The 25,354-nt window shown below is 49.6% G+C and carries 17 protein-coding genes; 10 read left to right on the top strand and 7 right to left on the bottom strand.

The features are described 5' to 3' along the window. Nucleotides 1-158: 158 nt before the first annotated feature. On the bottom strand, nucleotides 159-1,199 hold the full coding sequence (locus NG833_RS12080; protein WP_254565535.1) for a septal ring lytic transglycosylase RlpA family protein: 1,041 nt from the start codon (nucleotides 1,197-1,199) through the stop codon (nucleotides 159-161). 766 nt (nucleotides 1,200-1,965) lie between these two features. On the opposite strand from NG833_RS12080, the gene purM reads away from it, so the two are divergent. Next, nucleotides 1,966-2,997 (top strand): phosphoribosylformylglycinamidine cyclo-ligase, encoded by a 1,032-nt coding sequence (gene purM, locus NG833_RS12075; RefSeq protein WP_254565534.1) that lies wholly within the window; start codon nucleotides 1,966-1,968, stop codon nucleotides 2,995-2,997. A gap of 230 nt (nucleotides 2,998-3,227) precedes the next feature. On the opposite strand, the gene NG833_RS12070 is transcribed toward purM, so the two are convergent. The 4 genes from NG833_RS12070 to NG833_RS12055 form a co-directional block, all read right to left on the bottom strand. Next, nucleotides 3,228-3,914 carry a ribonuclease HII gene (locus NG833_RS12070; RefSeq protein ID WP_256555930.1) on the bottom strand — a complete coding sequence of 229 codons (687 nt, stop codon included), beginning with the start codon at nucleotides 3,912-3,914 and terminating at the stop codon, nucleotides 3,228-3,230. Between the two features lie 216 nt (nucleotides 3,915-4,130). Continuing rightward, complete coding sequence (locus NG833_RS12065; protein WP_254565533.1) at nucleotides 4,131-6,230, bottom strand: Rne/Rng family ribonuclease; 2,100 nt, start codon at nucleotides 6,228-6,230, stop codon at nucleotides 4,131-4,133. A 1,019-nt stretch (nucleotides 6,231-7,249) separates the two neighbouring features. Then, on the bottom strand, nucleotides 7,250-9,886 hold the full coding sequence (locus NG833_RS12060; protein ID WP_254565532.1) for a TIGR03960 family B12-binding radical SAM protein: 2,637 nt from the start codon (nucleotides 9,884-9,886) through the stop codon (nucleotides 7,250-7,252). 889 nt (nucleotides 9,887-10,775) lie between these two features. Then, nucleotides 10,776-11,111, bottom strand: a complete 336-nt coding sequence (locus NG833_RS12055; protein ID WP_254565531.1) for an STAS domain-containing protein — start codon at nucleotides 11,109-11,111, stop codon at nucleotides 10,776-10,778. A 350-nt stretch (nucleotides 11,112-11,461) separates the two neighbouring features. Here NG833_RS12055 and NG833_RS12050 point away from each other — a divergent pair, with 350 nt between their 5' ends. Together NG833_RS12050 and NG833_RS12045 are read left to right on the top strand one after the other, a co-directional pair. Then, the gene (locus NG833_RS12050) at nucleotides 11,462-11,656 is read left to right on the top strand and encodes a hypothetical protein (RefSeq protein ID WP_044197591.1); all 195 of its coding nucleotides are present in this window, start codon (nucleotides 11,462-11,464) and stop codon (nucleotides 11,654-11,656) included. Between the two features lie 225 nt (nucleotides 11,657-11,881). Continuing rightward, entirely contained in the window at nucleotides 11,882-13,054 is a 1,173-nt protein-coding gene (locus NG833_RS12045) for a pyridoxal phosphate-dependent aminotransferase (RefSeq protein WP_254565530.1), read from the top strand. Nucleotides 13,055-13,238: 184 nt separating this feature from the next. On the opposite strand, the gene NG833_RS12040 is transcribed toward NG833_RS12045, so the two are convergent. Continuing rightward, nucleotides 13,239-13,625 (bottom strand): hypothetical protein, encoded by a 387-nt coding sequence (locus NG833_RS12040; RefSeq protein ID WP_254565529.1) that lies wholly within the window; start codon nucleotides 13,623-13,625, stop codon nucleotides 13,239-13,241. Between the two features lie 795 nt (nucleotides 13,626-14,420). Between NG833_RS12040 and NG833_RS12035 the strand changes: the two genes are divergently transcribed. From NG833_RS12035 to NG833_RS12020, 4 genes are all read left to right on the top strand, one after another. Further along, on the top strand, nucleotides 14,421-16,208 hold the full coding sequence (locus tag NG833_RS12035; protein ID WP_254565528.1) for an N-acetylmuramoyl-L-alanine amidase: 1,788 nt from the start codon (nucleotides 14,421-14,423) through the stop codon (nucleotides 16,206-16,208). A gap of 207 nt (nucleotides 16,209-16,415) precedes the next feature. Then, on the top strand, nucleotides 16,416-17,276 hold the full coding sequence (gene murI / locus NG833_RS12030; RefSeq protein ID WP_254565538.1) for a glutamate racemase: 861 nt from the start codon (nucleotides 16,416-16,418) through the stop codon (nucleotides 17,274-17,276). Nucleotides 17,277-18,505: 1,229 nt separating this feature from the next. Then, the gene (sds, locus tag NG833_RS12025) at nucleotides 18,506-19,477 is read left to right on the top strand and encodes a solanesyl diphosphate synthase (RefSeq protein WP_254565527.1); all 972 of its coding nucleotides are present in this window, start codon (nucleotides 18,506-18,508) and stop codon (nucleotides 19,475-19,477) included. A 90-nt stretch (nucleotides 19,478-19,567) separates the two neighbouring features. Beyond that, nucleotides 19,568-19,807: a hypothetical protein gene (locus NG833_RS12020; protein WP_254565526.1), complete on the top strand. Its 240-nt coding sequence runs from the start codon at nucleotides 19,568-19,570 to the stop codon at nucleotides 19,805-19,807. Nucleotides 19,808-20,040: 233 nt separating this feature from the next. Here NG833_RS12020 and NG833_RS12015 read toward each other — a convergent pair whose 3' ends face one another. Further along, a complete protein-coding gene (locus tag NG833_RS12015) occupies nucleotides 20,041-20,535 on the bottom strand; it encodes a hypothetical protein (RefSeq protein ID WP_254565525.1) in 495 nt (164 codons plus the stop codon). 91 nt (nucleotides 20,536-20,626) lie between these two features. On the opposite strand from NG833_RS12015, the gene hetZ reads away from it, so the two are divergent. The 3 genes from hetZ to NG833_RS12000 all read left to right on the top strand — a co-directional run bounded on the left by hetZ (nucleotide 20,627) and on the right by NG833_RS12000 (nucleotide 25,319). After that, a complete protein-coding gene (gene hetZ / locus NG833_RS12010) occupies nucleotides 20,627-21,796 on the top strand; it encodes a heterocyst differentiation protein HetZ (protein ID WP_375293904.1) in 1,170 nt (389 codons plus the stop codon). 11 nt (nucleotides 21,797-21,807) lie between these two features. Next, the gene (locus NG833_RS12005) at nucleotides 21,808-22,944 is read left to right on the top strand and encodes a hypothetical protein (RefSeq protein WP_254565524.1); all 1,137 of its coding nucleotides are present in this window, start codon (nucleotides 21,808-21,810) and stop codon (nucleotides 22,942-22,944) included. Nucleotides 22,945-23,030: 86 nt separating this feature from the next. Further along, a complete protein-coding gene (locus NG833_RS12000; RefSeq protein WP_254565523.1) occupies nucleotides 23,031-25,319 on the top strand; it encodes a DUF3488 and DUF4129 domain-containing transglutaminase family protein in 2,289 nt (762 codons plus the stop codon). Nucleotides 25,320-25,354 lie beyond the last annotated feature (35 nt).

Here is a 25,354-nt window from a genome sequence, read left to right as displayed (position 1 = left end):
CTTTCAAAAATTTCTGTCACTTAACCACAATCTAGGCAGAAACCCGGTTTCTAGCCTCCTACCAGACTCAGAAACCGGGTTTCTTTCAAAAATTTCTGTCACTTAACCACAATCTAGGCAGAAACCCGGTTTCTAGCCTCTATAATACCAACCTCCAATCACTCGGCATATGAGGTGGCGGATGACCCTAAAATCTCCAGCCGCACCTGTGCAACACCACTGTTGATCATGCCCAGATTCCGGGCTGCTGCGGCGGAAACGTCGATAATGCGTCCTCCGGTATAAGGTCCGCGATCGTTAATTCTGACGACCACCGAGCTCCCGTTATCCAGATTGGTGACCCGGACTTGGGTCCCAAAGGGTAAATACAGATGGGCCGCAGTTAAGGCATTTTCGTCAAAGATTTCTCCACTGGCACTCATTCGACCATGAAATCCTGGGCCATACCAAGAGGCCATCCCGTTGATTTGGTATTGAAGATATTCCGGGGTGACAGCTTGTAGCGTTGGCGGTTCCGGTTCTGGTCTGGGTTGGGGGCGATTGGCAATTTCAGCGATCGCCGGTGCGCTGGCAATCAGGCGGCGAAGTCGGTTGGTGGCCTGAATCGCATCTTGTGCTAAGTCGTTGGTGGTGTCTGGTAGGCGGGTTTCCTCGTCGATCGCCACCAGGTCCATGCCATTAACTTTGATCAGATATTCGTCACGGATGGAGTATCCTTCTTCGTCCAATTCCCCATTCCATTCGAGGGTAATTTCTGGTGTGGCGGGACTGTTTCTCAGTTGATTCAAGCTGGCGGCGATCGCCTCTGCTCTCGATACGGGATCCCTGGGATTCTGGGCCTGAATCGGACTCTGGGCGATCGCTTTGGATTCCAGATTGCTTAACCCCTTCAATCCCGTTGCCTTCAGTCCCGTTCCTGCGGACCCCATCTCAGTCTCCGCATTGGAATCCCCACTCATGTCCCCAGACTCGATAAAGGTCAAGACGGGAATATTGCGGACATAGAGGGTTGCTGCGGGTTTCCCCGTGATTTCATGGGGTTGAATCTTGGTGATGACTTCGGACCAAGGACTGACCTGGATTTGGTCTGGATCCGAGTTCAAATTAACGGGTCTATTCGGTTCAGCATGACTGGTTGAGGTTGTCCCGCAGGCGGTCGTGAGCAGCACAACCGTTGTCCACCAAAATCTTTGCTTCATATATTTTGCTGTGAGGAACTGATAAAGAACAATCATGAGTGGGGTTAGGCCCTGGGATAGACCCAATGCAGCCCCTTCCTTGGGGCTTGAGCAACCCTATCTCATAGTCGATACGTTTTCGGTTTGGTGTGTTGAACTGCAACAGAGTATCACGAAGGTTTGGGCTTCGGGATCGGTATGGGCGATTAAAACAGTGTAACCTTATTAAAACTTTACAATTGCCAAACTGGGGCTATCCTACTTAAACCGAGATAGAATCACGATTTTGGATTTATCGGCGAGAAAGAATACTTTATCAAAACTTTACATTCACAGGGCAAAATTTGCGATGTGTTCAATTGCCACGCAAAAACCCCCAGGCTGAAGCCTGGGGCTATACGGACGAAGCCTGCCTCCGCAGGCTGAAGAGTAAGGGGATTCCAACAAATAAATCATCCTTGCTTTGATGCGATCGCACCTAACAAGGCTCTTTTAGCCCGCGCAGGCACCGCTTTGTCCTGTGAGCCTCCATGCTTGAGCCTGCGGGTTTTTTGAAGGTTTTATTTTTTGGAGTTCCCTAATAGCAAATCCGGTTGTTCAAAGTAGGTTGTCGCTTTTAGCCCGCGCAGGCGGGCTTTGTCCGTATAGCCCCAGGCTTCAGCCTGTGGGTTTTGATAGACTTTGACAACCGGATTTGGGTAAAAACATCGTGCCTCCCACGATCCATTGGTCCTACCTCCCCTGTAAAATAGCCAAGGTGGAAATAGCCGTTCAGATGGGTTGATACATGGATTATCGAGAAGCAGGCGTGGATGTTGAGGCGGGTCGAGCCTTTGTCCAAAAAATTCGGAATATGGTTACAGGGACCCATCGACCGGAAGTCCTCGGTGGGATTGGTGGATTTAGCGGTTATTTCGAGTTACCCACCGGATATCGGCAACCCATCCTCGTCTCTGGGACCGATGGAGTGGGAACGAAACTCAAACTCGCCATGTTGCTCGATCGCCACGATACCGTTGGCATTGACTTAGTAGCAATGTGTGTGAATGATGTTCTAACATCCGGTGCCGAACCTTTGTTCTTTTTAGATTATTTAGCCACGGGAAAACTGAATCAAGAACAACTGGCGAATGTAGTCCAGGGAATTACCGACGGATGTAAACAATCCGGTTGTGCGCTGTTAGGGGGAGAAACCGCAGAAATGCCCGGATTTTATCAACCGGGAGAATATGATTTAGCGGGGTTTTGTGTGGGAGTCGTGGAAAAAAGCGAACTGCTCACGGGTCAGCAAATCCAAGTGGGAGATGTGGCGATCGGGCTGGCGAGTTCTGGAGTGCATAGTAATGGATTTAGTTTAGTTAGAAAGATTGTGAGTGACTGCGACATCGATTGGCAGGACAAACCGGAACCCCTCCCCGCATCCGTTGGCGAAGTCTTGCTCACCCCCACCCAACTCTACGTTAAACCCGTATTAGCCGCCCGAAAAGCCGGAATAGAAATTCACGGCATGGCGCATATTACCGGAGGTGGATTACCAGAAAATCTCCCCCGTTGTTTACCGGAAGGATTATCCATCCAAATTGACCCCAACAGTTGGCCGATTCTGCCCATTTTCACCTGGTTAGCTGAAGTCGGGAATGTAACGTTGCCCGAAATGTTTAATACCTTTAATATGGGCATCGGTTATGTAGTCGTTGTGCCAGCCAATCAAGCCGAAAAAACAATTCAATGGTTTGAATCTCAGAAAATTTCAGCCTATCAAATCGGTGAAGTTGTTGAAGGAACTGGCGAATTGGTAGGGATTCCATCGGGGGAGTAATTTTTGGGGATTGACCGGCAATTCGGTTCCCATCATGTCTCAATATTGAAGGGTGAGAGTTGTAGGGTGGGCACTGCCCACCTTATTTAATGTGGGCAGTGCCTCCTGAGCTTGTCGAAGGGCCTACAATTGCTCCTTCCCCGTCTGATTAACGCTCAATTATACAAAGATTATCAAGGGTTCTGGACTCATCAGGTATCCATCGCAATCGGGAAGGAGTCCAGGAACTGCTATACCCGACAAGGTGCAAACGATCGCCTATGTTGCCGCGATACCCCATACTGTTGCAAAGCCTGAGTATGTTTCGCCGTACCATATCCTTTATTACTTGTCAAATCATACTCCGGATATTTCTTTGCCAAGCGCACAATTAAATCATCGCGCCAGACTTTTGCCAGAATACTGGCAGCAGCAATCACCAACGAATTGCTATCTCCTTTAATCATCGTTTGTTGGGGAATTCCTAAATTAGGAATGCCCTGATTACCGTCAATTAAACAAAACTCCGGTTTAACTTGCAGTTTATTAACGGACCGTTTCATCGCTAATAATGAGGCTTGTAAAATATTCAGGCGATCGATTTCTTGGACTGATGCCATGCCAATTGCACAGGCGACTGCCTCCTCCCGAATCAGTTTTGCTAACCGACAGCGTTGGTTATGGGACAACTTCTTACTATCCGTTACCCCGGCTGCCTTCAACAGTACAGCCGCCTCATCGGACAAAATAACCGCCCCTGCAACCACCGGACCAAATAAACAACCCCGTCCCACCTCATCTACTCCAGCAATTCTGTCATTTGGGGACGTTTTCTGGGAATTTTTGCTGTTATCTGAAACATCCCAGAGACTAAGTTGTTGCGGCACATTTAACGGCACGATTTTATTGGGGGTAAACAATGATTCAGATTCAAACAAAATTTAAACAAAAAGATTGTCCTTGGAGAAGTGGATGGACTCTCCAAGGACAATTTTGAGGAGCATCTCAATGTTGCCTAAAAACCAGTCTGACCTCTCCGGTGGCCCTCTCCTAAAGGGAGAATAAACCAATTTTTCTATTGCTTGGAGGAGGGAATTTACCTCTTTCTCCCCCTTCCCTCTTAGGGAAGGGGGCTGGGGGGTTAGGTCTCTTTACTAACCTTCGGCAGCAGAAGAACGACGACGGCGACGACGAATGACGACTCCAGCCGAATTATCCTCATTGTCTTCCTCATCGGATGCGGAGATGTCCTCATCATCATCATCAGAATCTGCATTCGCATCCCCATGATGAACTGGAGCAAAATTCTCCTCGGGAGAGTCCTCCTCGGGAGAATCATCCTCTACATCCGCCTCTGCAAGGGATTCTTCATGGTTAAAACCCTGTTCCGAGAAAGAAGAAACCGACTCTCCCGGTTCCGTCACCGAGATGACGGCTGATTTGGAAAGTTTCACCTCCTCTTCCCGGAGCAACAACGGAGAAATTCCCATGAGTGCATAGACATCTTGCTCTTCCGGGGTCATTTCGACATGAATCACCTCTGCCGGTTCGTTCCCCTTGTCATAATCGCGGAAACGGCGACCCCGTTCTAAGCGATCGGGACGATCCTCCTTCGACGATCGCATATCTCGCTCATTCGTCAGCGCATACGCAGGAGCAGCCACATAAGGTTCCGGTTCCGTCCATTCCGGTTTCGGTTCCCGACTCCCCGGTAGGATCGGCGAGGTACTGCGAACCGCAGCAGGCGTTTTTACCGCTGTTTCCTCGGCTGCTTCCCCTTCACCCCCATCTAAGCGGCGACGACGGCGACGGCGGGGGCCTCCTGGACCCAATTCTTGATAGCTGGGATGATTGAGCAGATCCAAGTCCGAGACTTCCGTGGTGGGCTCATAATCGGGGATATCGCGGACGGTGGGTTCTAGGACGCGAGTTTCCTTATCCTTAACGGGGGAGGGGACTACTAGGCGATCGCTCACATCGGGGAGAATCGGCTGACTCGGTTCAATCGGACTATCCCCTTCTCCTGGTAGATGCACATGATGTCCTGACCCTCCACAAGTCGGACAAGAGCGACTAAACAATTCATACACATTCTGACCTTGGCGCTTGCGGGTCAGTTCAACCAACCCCAACTCCGAGAGTTGAGCAATTTGCGGTCTATTTTTATCCGCTTTCAGGGCCTTATTGAAATGCTCCAGAACCTGCAACTGATCCCGACGGGAGTCCATATCAATAAAATCGACAATAATCACCCCAGCGATATTCCGTAACCGCAATTGACGGGCGATTTCCGTTGCCGCTTCACAGTTGGTCCATAACACCGTTTCCCGGGAAGTCGCCGATCGCGTAAATGAACCCGAGTTAACATCGATCACCGTCAGCGCTTCCGTCGGCTCAATAATAATGTAACCCCCGGACGGTAAATCTACCCTCGGTTTCAGCGCTTCACGAATCGCCGCATTCACCCGGAAATATTCCAAAATCGGAGTGCGCTCGCGGTGTTCATCAATCAACACCCCCGGAGGCGTTTTCCCCTCATTCCAACTCATCAACTGTTGCTTGACGCGCTTCACCCCAGTGCTGGCATCAACCACAATCCGATTCACATCAGCGCTGTACATATCCCGAAGCACACGCTGAATAAAATCATCATCTCGATTCAACAGTGCCGGAGGGCGAATTGTCGCCGCTTCTCGTTGCACATCCTCCCACTGTTTTTGGAGAAACTCTAAATCTTCTAAAATCGCCTCTTCCCCGACCCCTTCAGCTTCCGTGCGGACTAACAGTCCCATCCCGGCAGGCTTAATTAAAATAGCTAAGGCTCGGAGTCGATTCCGTTCTGCTTCCGTGCGGATGCGGCGAGAGAGGTTCACCCCACGACCAAACGGCATCAGGACCAGATAACGACCGGGAAGAGTAATATTCCCAGTCAGGCGGGGTCCCTTATTTCCCGTCGGTTCCTTCATCACCTGGACCAGAACTTTTTGTTGGGGTGACAACAGTTCCGTGATGGCTCCGGAGGAGCGTTTTAAGCGTAAAGGTCCAAGGTCAGTAACGTGAATAAATCCATTGCGGTCCGGATCGCCGATGTTGACAAATGCTGCATCTATCCCCGGTAGGACATTTTCCACTACTCCAAGATAGATATCACTGACTTGATGCGTTCCGGTGGCGACGACGAGTTCCTGAATCTGATCTTCAGAAAAAACAGCAGCAATTCTATACTGCTCTGCGATAATAATTTGCTTCGGCATTCAATTTCCTCAAAACTTGGCTATGAGCTATCACCAACTTCAGACTTTTAGTGGAGTCTCTACGTTTACTGGGTTCGCTCGTGGCATCAAAAGCCCAGTACGACCGATGACCGCTTCCTATGTAGCTATAGAAAAAACGAAACTTGATGTTCTAGGGTGTCGGGACAGTAGAGGGAAGACAAGAAGGGTTTTTGACAAAATTTATGCTGGCAAAAGCGAATGGCTTTGGGCCTTAAACCCAGTTTTTTGTCCTGTTTATCTAATACTGAACCGACCCGCTAGGGCGGAAAATTAATCTTTGATATCCCTCGTTGGGTCCAAGCTAGAGCTATTGCCGAAAAGCCCGTGACCGAAGCGATCGAATCAATAGCTACGATGAAAAGGGTATCCCGACTACATTCGTAGAATACTTTGGATTCCCTCTGGCGAAAGAGTGGGTATCCAATTCCTCTTATGGAACTGGCAAAGAATACATCTAAATTCTGAAAGTTTTGGCGGCAGGGAATGATTGCCAGCATCTCGTGCTTGGCATCTGGTGCGCGTCAGTAAGGTCGTAGAACTGCTAAATTTCGCCTCTCTACGGTTTGTCCAGCCACAACTACCGAGGTGTTGATTGCCCCTTTGACACTGTAGTGACTGTATAGAGAACAGAAAGTGGGTAATTAATCTTGACAAATTTACCCTGAACGGCTTCGCACTTAGCCAAAAAGGGATATCACAACCGATGGGTCCCACAGGAGAACAGCGACCGGCTCTGTCTCTGTTGCTTTCTCAAAACTTGACCCGTTTCAAAGGTCCCTGGGCTGTTTGTCTTGATCAAATGCTCTCTATGACGATGGCCTTTTTTAAAGGCCCTTCAACTTTTTACCCTGGGCTGACTCAATATGACTCAATTTGGACGAGTTTAAGGCAGGAAACCTTAAACGTTCTCAAAAGCTGAGTTCCTGTCGCTTCAGGTAAGGATGGGTTGGGCCATCGGGTTATATTTTAGCAGAATCTCGCCTAGCGGTAAATAAATTTCAGATTTCAGCCAAAATTAACTGTTTTCGGTGAGCATGCAACAACTCAAACTCCCGTTTTGCCATCTTTTCAAACATATAGAGGATATGGGTGGGACGTAACAGGGTCCCGTCGTGACGGCAACTGCCGAGAACGCGGAGGGTGCAAGTCAAGGCATCGGTGGACACTTCAACTTGTTCCAATTCAAAGAGGCGATCGCGCAGATTCACCCATTTGACTTTCCCTCTTTTGGTCGTATGTTCCCATTCAATTTCCTCAGCAGCCAGGATTTCCGAGATCCACTGCTGCCAGTCTGACCCTTGCAAAGGTACTTCGGGATCTGACGATGAGGTTAAACCCAATCGCAGGATATACTCAGCTTGGTCCAGGAGTTGACTCGCCGAAGGCGCTTTCACCGCCACAGGTTCAATCCGATAAATCGGCAGGTCTGCCGGAAGTTGAGCCGTCAACCTTTCCCGGAATTCTTCGGGATCCATGAGTTCAGTCAATTCAAAATCTACGATTTCGCTTTCCGAGGTGTAACCCAGAGTCAAAGCATTTGCGGGTGCAATTCGAGGTCCGGGGTGATATCCCCCCGTGAAGGAAATCGGCAAATCCGCTCGGCGCACAGCGCGATCGAATAATCGGAGCAAATCCAGATGGCTAACCAGTGCCATGTCACCCCTTTTACCCATCCACAGACGCAATCGTTGGACGCGATCGATGTTAGGCGAAAAGTGACCGGCAAATGCAGGAATCGGCAGGGGTGCAACAACGATATTGTGACCAAAGTCAACACCACAGACCCCACAATGGGAACAACCCTCAAAAGAACAGTCGGGAACCGTTGCCGCTGCCAGTGCCAGCTTGAGATCTTCTTTCAACCAGTTTTTATCAATTCCGGTATCTAGGAAATCCCAGGGCAGAGGCGCATCGAGACGAGCATCTAAGTCGGTGCCAGTGCCGTCCATGACGTTCCATTCGCCACTTTCGACTTGCCGGTATTTCCAACTTAAATCGGATTCAGCGATCGCCTGGGTCCAAGCTCCAAAAGCCCGGTCCAAACTCTCCCACCAAGAATCCATCCCAGCACCCAGTTCCCAAGCCCGACGTACCACCGGGGCTAAACGGCGATCGCCACGGCCCACAAAATCTTCCATCGCCGAGATCCGCACATCCGTAAAATTGGCCTTCACCCCTCGCATCCGGCGAAATTCCTGGCGAAGCAGGTCCTGCTTCCGCAAAAATTCAGCCGTAGAGACAGAATGCCATTGGAACGGAGTATGGGGTTTCGGCGTAAAGTTAGAAATGGTCAACGTGACCTCTAACCGCTTCCCTCCTAGGGTACGACACTCCTGTTGGAGCCAATGGACGGTTTCGGCAATTCCGATCACATCCGCATCGGTTTCTCCAGGTAAGCCGATCATAAAATAAAGTTTGACTTTATTCCAGCCCTGTTCGTAAGCGGTTTTAATGCCCCGCCACAATTCTTCGTTGGTCAGTCCTTTGTTAATGATATCCCGCATCCGCTGCGTTCCCGCTTCTGGGGCAAAAGTCAGCCCACTGGTGCGGGTACCCCCGAGGATATTGGCAATATTTTCATCAAAGCGATCGACCCGTTGCGATGGCAGGGAGAGGGAAATATTTTGGTCCTTGAGTCGGTTTTTGATTTCCATTCCCACCGCAGGCAAGGCGAGATAGTCCGAACAACTCAGGGATAATAGAGAAAATTCGTTATAGCCGGTGGCCCTCATTCCAGCTTCGATCGCCTCGATTACTTGGTCTGGATCCACATCTCGGGCGGGACGAGTCAACATTCCTGGTTGACAGAAGCGACAACCGCGAGTGCATCCTCGGCGAATTTCCATTGTCAGGCGATCGTGCACCGTTTCCACATAAGGCACTAACCCGATGGAATAGGCAGGAATCGGGGTGGCAACTCGCCGCAAGACCCGTTTGGGCACTCCGGGACGGTTGGGATGCACGGATCCATCCTCCGCCATATCGTAGAACTGGGGAACGTACACTCCCGGAACTTGGGCTAAATCAAACAGCAATTCTTCCCGAGTCAATCCCGCAGCTTTGCCTTCTTCCAGCACTAACCCAATTTCCGGCAGGAGTTCCTCCCCATCACCGAGGGCGATAAAGTCAAAGAACTCAGCGTAGGGTTCTGGATTAGAGGTGGCGGTTTGGCCCCCGGCGAATATGAGGGGCCAGCTTCCGGTTTCCACGTTCCAGGGACCTGGACTAGAACGCTCTTGGGCGGTGAGGGGAATGCCCCCTAGGTCCAACATTTCTAAGATATTCGTGGCCCCAAGTTCATAACTGAGGCTGAACCCAAGGATGTCAAATTCCGGCAGCGATCGCTTGGACTCCACGGAAAATAACGGAGTCTGAGTATTTCGCAGCTTCAAAACCAGGTCTGCACCGGGTAAATAGGAGCGATCGCAAAGCTGTCGCGGTTGGGCATTCAAAATATTGTATAGAATTAGATGCCCTAAATTGGAGGCTCCTACCTCATAAACTTCTGGATAGGTGAGCACCCAACGCACAGCGGCACTTTCCCAAGGTTTATGCACCGCCCCCAATTCATTACCCAGATAACGAGCGGGTTGTAAGATGTCTGGGGTGAGGAGTTTCTCTACTGCAACTGACACGGCAACTCTCTACTTTCTAATGGTTCTCGATGCCCTTCATCAGGGCCAAGCCACATCCAGTCCATACTGATGCACTGATGCGCCATTCGAGCCTCTTTATTTTATACGCTTGCAGGGAAGGATCAAGGCTGAACGCTCAAGAGCAAAAGCTCAAGGCTGAAGAGATTCTACCAGGACCGCCCCATCCATTCCCTCTCCTCTCCCTCTCCTCTATAGATAGAGACAATCCATCTACTGCCCCCTACATCCCAGATTCCATCTCAAAAAATCATCCCTAATCCGGTGTTCGTAGTAACGACTTCAGTCGTTCTCTTAGGGAACTCCACAAAATAAACTATCCAAAACCCACACCCTGTTCGCGCAGCGTTCCGCTAGGAAAGGGTGGGGCTACCAGGACTCAGCCCGCCTGCGCGGCGTCATAGAGTCTTGTTAAAGTCTTCAACGGACAGCTTTACGCCAATCTTGTAGCAGGTGGATAACATTTCAATGCCGGAAATTCTAAATTTATTTAAAATTAAGCCATCTTTGTTTTAATACATTTACCCCTAGAAGTTATCTCAGAAAAATATAAAATCCTAGCCACAAATTCCCTAATCAAAAATAAATATCTCCTGATTATCCCCAATTATGCCATCTTACTCAGCCAAAGAATCCGCCTATTTCCATCTGAAAATTATTTGCTCATAAAAAAATAGCCAACCACAGAAATTCATAAGTCATAACCACCGGAGAATCATAAAACGTCAACTCTGAGCTTCCCATGCAACAGGGGCAAACCCCCAGTTTCTCATACCTTCTGGGAATTTGCCCCTGTTGAAATAGATTTTGCAAACATCCTTAAGTTAATCGAATCAAAGCCAAATATACGGTTAACAGCTCAGAAATAGTTCTAAGTCAAAACGGCTTCAAATTCCGCCCGAGTGTCAAATAGCTCAAAAACCCTATCGAGTTGAGTGATTTCAAAAATAATCCGAATCGATGGAGAGACACCACATAAACTAAAGCGGCGGTTGAGCCGGTGAGCTAGACTCATTGCTGAAACTAACGCCATCAGACCCGCACTATCCAGAAAATTGACATTTTCCATATCGACCAGAACCGTAGAAGGGATCGAAGACTGCACGACTGTGGTGAGTTGAGTTTGAAGTGCAGCAGCATTAGAGGCATTGAATTCACCCTGTAACCGAACGAAGCTAATTTCGGGACTGGCAACATTAGTAAGCATTTGTTTAACCTCGACTGAAGCCTATTTTTTAGTCAATTTAACATCTTGTTTTTATAATGTAGTCTAGTTTCCGGAAAATCTTCTATAGAGGGGGAGTGATTTCGTTGAATCTTTTTATTTAATCCAAGTTTTATAAAGTTTTCATTAAGAAGCTCTAAAACGTATTAAATTATACTCAAGTGTCTCAGTGATCTCCACAAGTCCAGAAAAATTGGGATAGTGAACTTGATATCACAGACTGTCAAATTCTTATGCGATCGAAATCACTAACAAAGGCCGCCTCTTATCACTCGATCTGGTCAAGATTCAGCGGACAATGACAGATGTATCGAATTCTCCCGATCGACCCCATGCGAGGTACCGCAGTGATTCGTCAACTGGTAGAGAAAGCGCTCTATATCAAACAGCTAACTCCAGATATCGAAAATGGTATCAACTCTGAGTTAAGCCGCCTTGGTTATATCGATGATGTAGATTATGAAGCTCTGGAATTATTAATGGCAGAAATGGATGCAGGTCGGATTCAATTAGTGGCAAGTCGCTAAAACATCCAACAAGCTGGCATCCAAAACCCAATTCCAACTCAAAAACAGCCTTCAATCGGTTGCAACCCCTGAATCGGGGTGCATTGGACCCGCCAACCGACTGCTCAGGTCCCAGTCTGACTGGACTGGTTTCCCCGGGTCAAAAAGAAACTTTAGGGGATCAAAAAGTGCGGTAAACTGTCTTCAGGTTTTTTATGCTGACCTGGATCGGGTTGTCACGTCGTCATGCAGTTTGCCAAACGTTTAGAAAAAATTCCTCCCTATCTATTTGCGGAGATTGACCGCAAGCGCAACGAACTCATCGCCCAAGGGATTGACATCATTAATATGGGAGTCGGCGATCCGGACAAACCGACTCCGGCACATATTCTTCAGGCTATGCATGAGGCGATCGAGGATCCCGCAACCCATAACTATCCCCCGTATCAGGGAACCCAGGAGTTCCGGGAAGCAGCGGTCAAATGGATGGAGAAACGGTTTGGGGTGAAAGGATTAGACCCAGACCAAGAAATTGTCTCTTCAATTGGCTCAAAAGAAGCGATTCATAATACTTTTTTAGCCTTTGTGGAACCGGGAGACTATACCTTAATTCCGGATCCCGGTTATCCAGTTTATCGGTCCTCAACTCTGTTTGCCGGTGGCGAACCCTATACCATGCCACTGACACCAGAACGAGAATTTTTACCAGATTTAGAGGCGATTCCAGAAGATGTGGCGCGGCAGACTAAATTGTTGTGGATTAATTATCCCAGCAATCCCACTGGGGCGATCGCCTCTTTAGAATTTTTTGAAAAATTAGTCGCATTTTGTTGCAAACATGACATCTTGTTATGTCACGATCATGCTTATGCAGAAATGGCTTATGACGGCTATAAACCCCCCAGCGTCTTAGAAGTCCCCGGTGCCAAGGATGTCACCCTAGAATTTCACAGTTTGTCTAAAGCCTATAACATGACCGGATGGCGCATCGGTTTTGTCGTGGGGAATGCCAAAGGAATTCAGGGATTGCGTCAGGTGAAATCCAATGTAGATTCGGGAGTATTTAAGGCGATTCAACGAGCAGCAATTGCCGGATTTTCCACCACTGAAGAAGAACTGCAATCGGTGATTTCTGTGTATCAAAATCGCCGAGATATCTTAATTCAAGGGTTACAATCTCTCGGCTGGCCGATTTCACCCCCGAAAGCCACCCTATATGTCTGGACTCCCGTTCCCCCAGGCTATTCTTCTGCGGAGTTTGTGACGTTGCTCTTAGAAAAATGCGGCATTATCGTCCCACCGGGGAACGGATATGGCGCGGCAGGGGAAGGGTTTTTTAGAATTGCTTTAACCCTACCGGAAGAGAGAATAATGGAAGGGATTCACCGCATGAAAGATGCGGGAATTCGGTATCGATAAGCAAGCGAGTGTAGGGGTGGGAGGCGACTGCCTGTGAGGAGTTTCCCAGGGCATCACGGTAGGGAGAAGGGGGGGAAAGAAACCGGGTTTCTGTCTTAGATTTGGGCGGGATGCCAGAGATGGCGACAAGAAACCCGGTTTCTGAACCCTGTAGTGATGTTCAAGAAACCCCTTCAGGCGATCGCTAACACCCATCAAAGGCTTCAGGATGAGCTTGCCAAACCTGTTGAACAAACCCTCGGAGGCGATCGTGGGCGATCGCCGAAAAGCCGGGTTCTGGGGGCGGAAAACTTTGGAGTTCCGTCAACAAAGGAATCACTTCCGTATCTAAAGCCAAGCGGAATAAACTTTGAGGCCAAACGAGATCTGCCCCCTGGCGTAGATCATACAGTTCCCGGGATTCATCGGGAAAGGGTGGACGGGTCAGCACGGGACCCACGGCCAACATCAGGGGCCTCAACCATAACATCGAACGACTTGCCAAAATTTGAATCACTTCGGCATAGAGGCAAGTTTGGTGATGTTCGAGACAGACAATCTGGCAAGGTTGAAAAGAACAAGAAAACTGCATGAATTAGTTTTAAAGCACCCTAAAAACGGCACAGACAACCGGGGTTTGGCTAAAGTGGAGAATCCAGAGCGGATCGAGAGGTGGTTACCCCTTTAGCTGAGACAGTCCGTCGGAGGAAGGCAACTTGCACTTAGGCAATGGTACATCCGGAGAAGGAGGTTAGTTCCCTGAAAAATGGTGGAAACCTGGGAAAGGCGCGATCGCGAATCGGTTCTCAATTCCGAGGAGGACATCCCCACTCAAAGAGTGGACGATTTCTGAGGAGTTCCAAAACTTGTCAGGGTTCAAAGCTTTACCTCCTAAAAGTCGTTTACCCTTGAACTTTATTGTGGAGCAATTCCAAAAGTGCCATGAATTGACCCCTTAAAATGAATCGAGACTTACTCCACCCCAGGAATTCTGAAAACCCATGAGAATGGTTTGCATCTCCCGGTCAGCTAGATATAATAACTTACTCAGGAGATGGAGTTAGGATTCTAGCCCTGTCAAAACCGGGTTAACTCAGGAAGAAAAAAGTGGATGGGAGTGTAGCCTCCCTGAAAAACTGCCCAGGTTGAGTCGGCACGGGTCCCTCAGCAAGGTCTTAAAAAAAATCTGAAAAAAGGGTAGGTTACGCTTGATGGGGACAAAACTTCCACTTTTCCCGATGAGAACATGATATCGTTCAAGCCAGTCTTAAGATTATGTTAATAAACTAAGGCTTATAACCCGTGGGAGGGTGCTGATGGCAACTGGGCTCTTCCAGCCCCTGTTAACCGCTATGGCTGTACTATCCGCAAACAAAACATTTTCATTATGAGAAATTGGGTGAAACCGCAAATATTTTCTTGGCTACTCCCAGCGGCAACTGCCGTGTTACTACTATCGGCTCCCGCGCAAGCGGCTAGACTCGAATACTGGCGTTTTGATACGGCTCAAAACCGACTCCACTTTACGACTGCCGGAGGGGTTCAACCGAAAGCCCAATTAATCGCCAATCCCACACGCCTTGTGATTGATTTGCCCGGGACTACTCTGGATCGATCGACGGTAACTCAACCCGTTGGCAGTCCAGGATTTGAGTCGATTCGGGTGGGACAGTTTGAGTCAGACACGGCTCGATTAGTGATTGAATTAAGCCCGGGTTATACCCTAGATCCGCAACAGGTGCAATTCCGGGGCATCACTCCCACGGAATGGACGGTTGACTTACCGACACCGCAACGGATTGGGACCGCATCAAGTGGATCGGCGGTGGCGGCGTCACCGGCTCAATCGGGCAGCGGAGTTCAAATCGAAAATGTTCAAGTGACGCCGGATGGATTTTTTATCCGGACCCGAGGGGGGCAGCCTCAAGTCAAAATGGAGCGGAATAGCGATCGCTCTTTATATGTCGATATCCCCGGGGCCACTATCTCCCCCAACATGGGCTCACGAGACCAACTGTTCGATCGCCACGGAGTTGCTCGCATGAGTGTCCGACCCCTGGAAGGGTCAGATCCTGGAGTGCGCGTGACCTTCGTATTATCGGATACTAACTCCAATTGGCAGGTCACGGCGAGCAACCTGGGTGGCGTGGTGGTTTTGCCCAGTCCTCAAGGTCCTAGGGTCGGGTCCGGATCTGTGGCAATGGCGCAGAATCCCAGTAGCGATCGCATGGTCACCATTGAAGGTATTGAACTTCAACAAGATGGGTCCCAACTTTTAATCCAATCCAATCAACCGTTCACCTACACCAGTGAATGGGACCGCACTTCCGGAGCTTATCGCATCGTCATTCCCTCGGCTCAGTTAGGCAATGGGGTCCAACCGCCTCAGTCTACAAATCGCGGTGCTTTTTTATGGGTAAAGTTGCAGCAAGAAGACCCCCAAACCGTGGCAATTCTGGTCCAACCCGCAGCCGGGGTGCGGATTGGACCCCTGACCCAACCCAGTCCACAATTGCTCTCGGTGACCTTACAACGTCCGGGTAACGTCGCAGCGGCCCCTAATTCCAGGACCTCCGTTCCCACCGCCCCGGCACCGATGAATTATCCTGCGCCGTCGCCGATGCGATCGCGAGATGGCAGACGAGTTGTGGTCATCGATGCTGGACATGGCGGTCGAGACCCTGGGGCCGTTGGCATTGGGGGACTCCAAGAAAAGGGAGTCGTCATGGACATTTCCAACCAGGTGGCGAGACTTTTAGAACAAAATGGCGTCCAAGTTGTCATGACTCGTCAGGATGACCGGGAAATCGATTTAGCCCCTCGGGTTCAACTGGCCAACCGGGTCAATGCAGATATTTTTGTCAGTATTCACGCCAATGCGATTGATATGAGTCGCCCGGATGTGAACGGCATTGAGACTTATTATTATTCCAGCGGTCAGCGTCTGGCTCAAACGATTCATAACAGCCTCTTGCAAGGGACTGGCGCTCGCGATCGCCGGGTGCGGCAAGCGAGATTTTACGTCTTGCGCCATACCTCCATGCCTGCGGTCTTACTGGAAGTCGGGTTTGTCACGGGTGCAGAAGATGCCCCAAGGCTGGCAAATGCCGCTTACCGGACTCAATTAGCTCAGGCGATCGTCCAGGGTATTCTACAATACCTGCAAAATCCCTAGTTCGCCTCTCGATCGGAAATCTTTCTGAAAAATTCCCGAATTTTGGCTGCTGAGTGCTGATTTTTAACCCATACACTTCTCGCAAATCAACCACCCGTGTCTAACTTTTTTGAGTCTGACCTGCGTCCCTTGCATGACGATTGTCCAGGACAAAGCGATGGGTTTGTCCGCAATACTGGCTCTTCTGACTATCTATCCAGTTCCATTGTGGGTTCCCCCCCCTATCCCCCTGGGGCTAATGGCCACAACCAACGACCTAGAATAGGGGTTTTTGACAGTGGTCTGGGGGGCCTGACTGTCTTGCGAGAACTCTACCGCCAGCTTCCCCAGGAATCTGTTCTTTATTTTGGGGATACCGCTCGTCTTCCTTATGGCACTCGCTCTCAAGCAGAAATTGTCCAATTTGTGCGCGAGATTCTCTACTGGATGATGACCCAGAATGTCAAAATGGTCATTATGGCCTGCAATACCAGTTCCGCTCTGGCCCTGGAAATGGTACAAGCGGAGTTTCCAGTGCCGATGTTGGGCGTGATTTTACCGGGCGCTCGGGCGGCAGTGAGTCAAGGTCGCCGCATTGGGGTGATTGCGACCCCGGCAACCGCGGCTAGCAATGCATATCGGCGGGCGATTCAAGAAATGAATGCAGAGTCGCGGGTTTGGCAAGTGGGTTGTCCGGAGTTTGTCCCTTTAATTGAAGGCAACCTAATTAATGACCCTTACACGATGGAGGTGGCAAGGGAATATTTGGCTCCTCTACAAGAGCAGCAAATCGATACGTTGGTTTATGGCTGTACTCACTATCCCCTTTTAGCTCCAGTTTTCAAGAGTATTTTGCCGAGTTCGGTCCAGTTGGTGGATCCGGCTGTTCATGTGGTGGCAGCGGCGGCTCGGGAGTTGGAGATGTTAGGGTTGCGCGAGACTCGTCCGGCACTCCCTACTCGATTTACGGTGAGTGGTTGTGCTCAAGAGTTTGCTCAACGGGCGGTGCATTTACTCGGATGTACTCCAGTCGTGTCCAAGGTTTGTTTACCTGTGTTAGAAGGTCAGCCTTTGCCTGTGGAACCTTGATCAACGGGCTGTTTCCATTTGCTCTGAGTATTAAGGCGGCCTTTTGCCCGATGTAGAGTGGGTTAGGGCCGTCTTTGTTGATCAATTTTGGGGGTCTGGCTCCTAGATTTTGGTGTCTGGCTGAGGCGATCGCCCCAGGGCCGGTTATTTTAAGGGGAGTCGAAAGCGATCGCCACTCAGCTTGAGGGCGATCGCTCTGCACTGGAATCGTTCTGCGGCATCTGAATCCCGCAGGAACACCGCTTCAGGGTCTCGAACTCGACCCTCTCGCGTGTCGCCCTGCCAAACTCAATAGCAAATAAATGGTTAACAAATAACCTGTTGCCAGAACCGGAATAATCAAAGGCATATCAGTGTAAGTCATAGTACGGCCAGAAATGAAAGCGTGGGAGTCGTCAACGAAAATAGTCATAGGAATTCTGTCAGCACTTTCAAGCAGAATTTGCTTCAAAATACTGGCATGGGCCTTGTAGGACCCATATAGTCGCTCGGTGAAAACCCCTTTTAAAATCTTGAGGACCTATTGAGACTTCCTCGAACCCCTCCAGTTACAGCCGTAACCTTCAAAGCTGGAAATACATCCCGTCCAAAAGATCTCTATCGTTCTAGGTTTTCGATGGATCCCAGGTATCCCGAGCAATGCAACAGTGTGAATGGGAGTGGTGAATGCCAAACCCAATACCATCGGTCTTGCGGTGACCGAGAAAAACCCACTCTAGGTTTTTCAGGGTTCTGGCTACTCCTTGCTTTCCCAAAGCAACAAGCTGCCTGGGAGCGAACGAAACACAAGAAGCGATCATCAAAGAAAATCCAGACTGAAAGCCACCCGTCTTGGGTTTACTGAAAGTAACCCACTCTGGGTTTTTTTCTCATCCAATTATCTAATCTACATCCCAAGCGCCAAGTGACCTAGGAGAAGTTCTGATCTCTAGATCAGTCTCTTAGTTAACAATCTGTTACTTGAACACTCTCTTTGGAGGCAAACCATATCAGGTAGCGTTGCTACACTTATGGATGGAATCTTTAAATTCTTACTTCTTACCCTAACACAAGCGGGTTAAGTTTTCCAGGGTTTTTGCAACTTTATTTAACAATTCTTTAAAAAGAGGCCAAGACATCGGTCCGATGAGCTTTTCAGGATATTTTTATGAGAAAAGTGTCGGATTGGGAGAGGCTTCGCTTAGAATATATGTAAAATTTCGTAACTTTACGTCTGAGTCGGCCTATCCATGACCTCAACCACCTCCCTATTTTCCCCGGTTGAAGCAGACCTGCGGTTGTTAACCGAGAACCTGAAACAGCTAGTTGGTGCCCGTCACCCCATTTTGTTCGCTGCGGCGGAGTACCTTTTTGGGGCCAAGGGAAAACGGATGAGGCCAGCAATCGTGCTGTTGCTCTCGCGGGCCTTGTCACCCGATGGAGAGATCACCCCTCGTCATCGCCGATTAGCAGAAATCACGGAAATGATCCACACCGCCAGCTTAGTCCATGATGATGTAGTGGACGAATCGGAACTCCGCCGAGGAGTGCCGACGGTTCATAGTCGATTTGGCAATCGTGTGGCGGTGTTAGCTGGGGACTTCCTGTTTGCTCAATCGAGCTGGTATTTAGCCAATTTAGATAACCTAGAAGTGGTCAAATTGCTCTCGGAAGTGATTATGAATCTAGCCGAGGGAGAGATTCAGCAAGGGCTGAATCGATATGACAGCAGCTTAGGAATTGAAGCTTACCTAGAAAAAAGCTACTATAAAACCGCCTCCTTAATTGCCAACAGTTCTAAAGCGGCGGGTATATTAAGTGAGGTAGATGAAGAGTTAGCCGAAAACTTCTATCAATATGGACGCCAGATTGGTCTAGCGTTTCAAATTGTGGATGACATTTTAGACTTCACGGGTTCAACAGATGTTTTAGGAAAAAATGCGGGTTCGGACCTCAGCAGCGGCAATCTGACGGCACCGACGTTATATGCGTTGGAAGAGAAACCCTATTTAGAGGTTTTAATAGAGCGCGAGTTTGCCGAAGAGGAGGATTTAGCCGAAGCGATCGCCTTGATTAAAGACTCCAATGGTATCCCTCGTGCTAGGGAATTGGCCGCTTTCCATGCTCGGGATGCGGTCAAGCACTTAGAGGGGCTGCCCCCAGGCGAATGTCATCAAGCCTTGGTAAAGTTGGCGGATTATGTACTGAGTCGCTTGTATTAGCAATGAGCGTTCAGCCGGTCGGGTGGATCGTCATGTAGCGAAATCGCACCGAAGATGAACCGTTAACGGTCCGTTGAGGGTGTTGAGGGTTTGGAAGCGATCGCCGTCGATGGCTCTAGTTTTCATGGGATGCGATCGCGCTTAACCCTTGTTCTGGAAATGGCGATCGCCATTCAAGTTGCCGATCAACTTGCTAAATTTCCCTCCGCCATTTTGGGACCTCTGCTGCGGCAGTGGCACCGAAACCCAGGAACGAAGGAGGGAGTTGGCCAGCCAGGGTCCAGTGTTCAGGCCCTTGAGCCCATGAACCGAGAGCATTTTGTAGAATAGATCCATCAAGGCGGTGGAACGATTCACCCGACAACCGATTTAACAAAGCGGTTGCCCGGTTAACAGAGTGCTAAACAGAAAGAAAACCCGACCGAAGTCAAAACCAATCGCCCTCACCACCCAGGTGAGCCAGACTAACCCTTTGCCCTCTAGCTATTTCTTGAGACTGTTCAGGGGAGAGGTCCTCCAAAAGGGCTAACCTGACCAAACCGGGACTCCCCCCCGGATCGGAATTAGGCAATATCCGGCGGGACCGGGCGAGATTTCAGCGGGTAGGACTTCTGTTGCAGATGCTGTTGTAACTGGGCCTGAATCAAGGTTTGAAGGTCCTGACGGCGGACCTCCGTACCGGCGGAAACATCTCCTGACTTTTCAAAAAAAACCACACTATCGAGGGTATCAATTGCCACCATCTGAAATAAAATATGAATGACCGGGACCGGCACAGCGACGGCTTGTGAATCTTTGGGAGCATAAGTACCATTGCTGGCGTCCTTAACTGAAGGAAAAGCATAAATTACCTGTTTCTCCAGATCGGGTTGAGCGCGATTGCGTAACGCCGTCACCATCCACCGTTGATTAAGAGTTTGCAGGATATAATACTGGGAATGGCGCAATTGCAAAGCCAGTTGCTTCAACGCTGGCGCGATCGCAGCCACGATACCAGGAGTTTGACCATCTTGGGGTGCATTGTCAATCAGAAGCTGAACTTGTCGATCTAAATTCATTGTTAAATAGGTCGAGCTTTCTATCATCCATTTAAGTTTAGCTGTAGTCATCCCTAGCTGGACTAGGGGGTTGATACTTACCAAAACCACCATGATGGGAAAAATCGAGGGGAGCGTGGAAGAAGATATTTTTCAACTTCTATTTACAGAACTCCAGCAAAATACCCGTTCTTCTGACCAAAAATGCCGGGAAGTCGCCGATCGCATTGCGGCAGAAGTTAACCGGATTTGCCAAGAAAGTCAAAGAATTAAAGCATCAGGAGAAGAAGAAAAATGGAGAGTTACCTTATCGCGACATCGCTTACAGCAATGTCTATTTTACTATAATTTTGGGGCGCGTGGGGGGAGAGTGGAATTACACAGTACCCTCAGTGCGATGGTTTATCGCTACATCACGCCGCCTCAAATCCAGTCGAGTTATCAGGCTCGCTTGAACTTGATTGAAGATTTTCTACAAGGATTTTATGTGGAATCCTTAAATGCGTTTCGACGAGAAGCGCAACTGGAAGGGACCTTTTCCCCCACGACCTTGTTAGAACTGTCGGAATATATGGCATTTACCGAACGGTATGCTAAACGACGGATTCCGCTATCGGGAGGGCGATCGCAACAACTGCTGATCTTGCGTGCACAAACCTTTTCCCAACAGCAACCGCCAGAAACAACCGTCGATATGGAACAGGCTGCGGAAGGGTCCTCTTTAGACTCAGACCAAACCTGGAATGACTCCTCCGTGCAGCAAGTGCGAAATGCGATGGTCGATCGCGATCTAGAACCTGCCGATGATTCCTTACGCGAAACCGTCATCAAAGAAGTGCTGGCTTACCTGCAAGAGAGAGGACAAAACGACTGTGCGGACTATTTTATCTTGCGATTGCAAGATTTACCCACCAATGAAATCGAAGAAATTTTAGGCGTGAGTCCCAGGCAGCGGGATTACTTACAGCAGCGCTTTAAATATCATTTGATTCGATTTGCCCTCTCTCACCGCTGGGAACTGGTCCATGAATGGTTAGAAGCCGATTTAGAGCGAAACTTAGGGTTAACCCCGGAACGGTGGCAACAATTTCAAGACAGCCTAGAAGCTCCCCAACGGAAATTACTCCGATTAAAGCAACAAGGCGCGAAGGATTCAGACATTGCCAAACTCTTAGAATGTACAGTGAACCAAGTGCAAAAACGGTGGTTTAGACTATTAGAAGCCGCATGGCATCTTCGCAACGAGCGCGATTCCGGAAATAATGCATCTACAGATGAATAGGGGGGTAAGACATGGATAGGGACGAGCAAGTTTTTCAAAACCTTGCCAACTCAGAGGCTATTCAAGAGCGAATTCTCGGGTGGCTGTTCCAACTCTCTGAGCCAGACTCGATACCGCAAATGGAAGAGCTAACCAGTCCGGAAACACCTCCGGGAGCAGACTTCACGAACCGTTTAGCTCAGAATAACTTAGACCCTCTCGATTCTGAACCAATCGAGCGATCGCCCTCAATCGAGGGTGACTTGGAAGCAGGGTTTAGCGAACTGGACGAGGGAGTGAGTCTCAACCCAGAGCAATCACTTAAACCAGGAGAGATACCTGCCGTGCAAGACCGTTTTTACACACTTGTGAAACGCCGACTGGAAACTGAAATTCAACATCATCCCCCCCTGTTTCCCTGGGAAAATGAACTGTTGGATTACGAACCTGACTATTTAGATTTCCCAGAAGAGAAAAAAGTTCCTGCCTTCGATTGGTTGACCCAGTTGCCCTTATTGAGTTTGCCCGTCACTCTCCCGGCGACTGTGCTCACCCAACTTTTAGAAGAATGCCGGGTTCTGATCCAATCTTCCCTACAAGATGGCGCTAAATTAGTCCGTGCAGTAGAAGGATTATTTCCCGATCGCCGTCCTCAACTCCATCAGTTAGCGGGATGGGCCCTGGCGATGTCTCCAACTCGTGGATCCAGTGCCGAGGCGCTCAATCCCCTGGCCAGTGGAAGCGTTGATTTTCCCCCCACCTACGAAGGGGCCAGTACGGATCAGCAAATGGTCCTCTGCTTACTGGCGGCCCGAGAAATTATGGGGACCCTGACCTTAAGCGTCAGTGCCTCGGGAGGGCCAGTCGAACGACAATGGCTCACCAGTGCCGGAATGTTGAGCATTCGGGTGGAATCTGTCGGGAAACCGAATCATGACCCCTCAAAAGAGACTCAATCCCTAGGATGTCTGCGAGTCCGGGGTGAACTGCCCTCCGGTGGGACCTTACAACTGCGCGGCGGTGAGGCTCAATCTACCACCTCTCGTCCCAATGCCGGATGTTTGCACGTTGAACTGTTTGAACCCCAACCGGACTGCTCCTATTTATTAGAAGTGCGCTTCCATAACGAATACCATAACACCCTGACCTTTGTCGTGCGTCTCTCCTAGAACCGGCAACGGCAGCATTCATCCGCTCTATAGAGTAAATTAGGAAGGAATAAAGACACTCTTTTGCTCTTTTATCCTTCATCACTATGTTTAACTCGTCAGGGATTCGGCATCTGTCCCTTATTCCCATCTGGCGTAGGATCCGACAGCAAATCCAGGCGAGCAAACCTCCGACTCCGGAGGACTCGTTAATGCTGCGGGTGCTGGTGCAGGCCCTTGTGATCGTCGGGATTATTGCAACGGATGTGGCGGCAGGGACGACGATGAGCCTTTGGGCAGTCCCCTTGAGCATTCTGGGAGCAACCTGGAGTTGGTATCGCCGCCGCGATCGCAATATTGCTGTTAAATTTTTGCTCGCAATTGGGATGCTCGTCGCCCTCGGTGCGTTTTTTGGGCGCTTAATTGAGGCACTCAACGATACCCGGGTAGTTCTGGCTGAACTGCTGATTCAAGTTCAGGTTCTCCATAGTTTCGACCTCCCCCGACGCTCGGATTTGGGCTATTCGATGGTGATCGGATTGATCCTGTTGGGGGTAGCGGGAACCGTCAGCCAAACTTTAGCCTTTGCCCCGTTATTATTAATCTTTTTGGCGATCGCCTTGCCGACGTTGGTCTTCGATTATCGATCGCGCCTGGGACTGAAACCGCAGAAACGTCCCACAGGAAGCCAAAAACAAAAGAAAATCAACTCTTCTCAACTGGGTTTTTACGCTTTCCTGTTTAGTCTGGTTCTGGCGATCGGACTGGTCATTTTTGCCGTCATGCCGCGCTTTCCTGGCTATCAATTACAGACTTTTCCCGTGAGTTCTCCCATTGAAATCCCCGGAGATTTAGATGGCCGTCAAATTGTCAATCCGGGCTACGGCAACGGCGAAGGAGACGGCACCGGGGGGGATGGCACCGATGGGCCCGGAGAGATTGATGATACCTTTTATTATGGGTTCAATACCCGGATGAACCAAAATCTCCGGGGCGAAATGAAACCCAAAGTTGTGATGCGGGTGCGATCGCAAGCGGAGGGATTTTGGCGCGTCTTGGCGTTTGACCGCTATACCGGGAAAGGCTGGGAAATCGGTCGCAATGAAGAGGCAACCACCCTGCGCCGTCCTACTTGGTCTTATCAATTTAATGTTCCCATCGACCGGACCCGACTGGGGAGAACTCAGGAAATTGTTCAAAGCTATACAGCAGTTTCGGATTTACCGAATATTATTCCGGCCCTGTATGAGCCGGAATCTCTTTATTTTCCCACGGAACAGGTGACCTTCGATACGGAAGGTAGTCTGCGATCGCCCTTGGGTTTGGTGGAAGGGCTAACTTACACGGTGATTTCAGAAGTCCCCTATCGCGATCGCACCGCCCTTTCTCAAGCCCCCACAACCTATTCAAAGGCGATTCGCAATCATTATCTGCAAGTCCCTCCAGAAATCAGCGATCGCGTGCGCCAACAGACGGAGGAAATTCTAGCAGGTGCACCCAATCCCTTAACCTCCCCTTACGAACAAGCCCTCTACCTGGCTCAATATCTCAAACAAAACTACAGCATTCCCAACGACCCCTTTGGGCTGCCTTTTTTAGGACCTGAAGATGATTTGGTCGAAACCTTTCTGTTCCAACAACAGGGGGGCTATCCCGACCACTTCTCCACCGTCTATACCGTGATGTTGCGTTCCATTGGGATTCCCTCCCGGTTAGTCGTGGGGTTTGCACCGGGCGAGTTTAATCCCTTTACCGGACTTTATGTGGTTCGTAATACAGACGCCTATGCCATGACAGAGGTGTATTTTCCCGAATATGGTTGGTTTGCCTTTGATCCGATTCCGGGTCATGAAATCATTCCCCCATCCATTCAAGAATATCAACCCTTTAGCGTGTTGCGGATGTTGTGGCGGTGGGTTGCAGGGTGGCTGCCTTCTCCAGTGACGGGATTTCTGCAAGCAGTGTTTTCTATCCTGGGCGGTTGGCTGGTGGGAAGCATTGTCTGGGTATTGCGGCTGTTTACCCGAGGCTGGTTGGGACTCTTTACGGGTGCTATTTTACTCACGGGTTTGGCATTTCTGGGTTGGTTAGCTTGGAGTGGCTTCCAACAATGGCGCTATCGTCGGTTTTTGGCAAAAATGCCCCCAGTGGAACGACTGTATCAGCAAATGCTGGATACGTTAGGACGCCAGGGATATCGCAAACATCCGGCGCAAACCCCGTTCGAGTATGCGCGAGCGTTGCACCAACATCAACCCCAGACTGACGCATCCGCAGTTGAGGAGATTTCTCACGCTTATGTGAGTTGGCGTTATGGGGGTCGTGAACCGAATCTTGGTCTTCTCCAGCAACGGTTAGAAGAGTTGAAAAGGCGATCGCAACTCCGCCGAAAGTAGGAGGAGTTAGGTCAAGTGGAGTGAGGGCGAAAAAA

Origin of the sequence: Oscillatoria sp. HE19RPO, from assembly GCF_024220515.1 — a bacterium.
Classification (GTDB): Bacteria; Cyanobacteriota; Cyanobacteriia; order Cyanobacteriales; family Laspinemataceae; genus Laspinema.
Note: the sequence above shows the minus strand (reverse complement) of the source record. Positions and strands in the feature narration are given on the sequence as shown.

Coding starts and splice junctions, on each gene's coding strand:
- NG833_RS12080 (WP_254565535.1), bottom strand. CDS start 1,199: ATGAAGCAAAGATTTTGGTGGACAACGGTTGTGCTGCTCACGACCGCC.
- purM (WP_254565534.1), top strand. CDS start 1,966: ATGGATTATCGAGAAGCAGGCGTGGATGTTGAGGCGGGTCGAGCCTTT.
- NG833_RS12065 (WP_254565533.1), bottom strand. CDS start 6,230: ATGCCGAAGCAAATTATTATCGCAGAGCAGTATAGAATTGCTGCTGTT.
- NG833_RS12055 (WP_254565531.1), bottom strand. CDS start 11,111: ATGCTTACTAATGTTGCCAGTCCCGAAATTAGCTTCGTTCGGTTACAG.
- NG833_RS12050 (WP_044197591.1), top strand. CDS start 11,462: ATGCGAGGTACCGCAGTGATTCGTCAACTGGTAGAGAAAGCGCTCTAT.
- NG833_RS12045 (WP_254565530.1), top strand. CDS start 11,882: ATGCAGTTTGCCAAACGTTTAGAAAAAATTCCTCCCTATCTATTTGCG.
- NG833_RS12040 (WP_254565529.1), bottom strand. CDS start 13,625: ATGCAGTTTTCTTGTTCTTTTCAACCTTGCCAGATTGTCTGTCTCGAA.
- NG833_RS12035 (WP_254565528.1), top strand. CDS start 14,421: ATGAGAAATTGGGTGAAACCGCAAATATTTTCTTGGCTACTCCCAGCG.
- sds (WP_254565527.1), top strand. CDS start 18,506: ATGACCTCAACCACCTCCCTATTTTCCCCGGTTGAAGCAGACCTGCGG.
- NG833_RS12015 (WP_254565525.1), bottom strand. CDS start 20,535: ATGAATTTAGATCGACAAGTTCAGCTTCTGATTGACAATGCACCCCAA.
- hetZ (WP_375293904.1), top strand. CDS start 20,627: ATGATGGGAAAAATCGAGGGGAGCGTGGAAGAAGATATTTTTCAACTT.
- NG833_RS12005 (WP_254565524.1), top strand. CDS start 21,808: ATGGATAGGGACGAGCAAGTTTTTCAAAACCTTGCCAACTCAGAGGCT.
- NG833_RS12000 (WP_254565523.1), top strand. CDS start 23,031: ATGTTTAACTCGTCAGGGATTCGGCATCTGTCCCTTATTCCCATCTGG.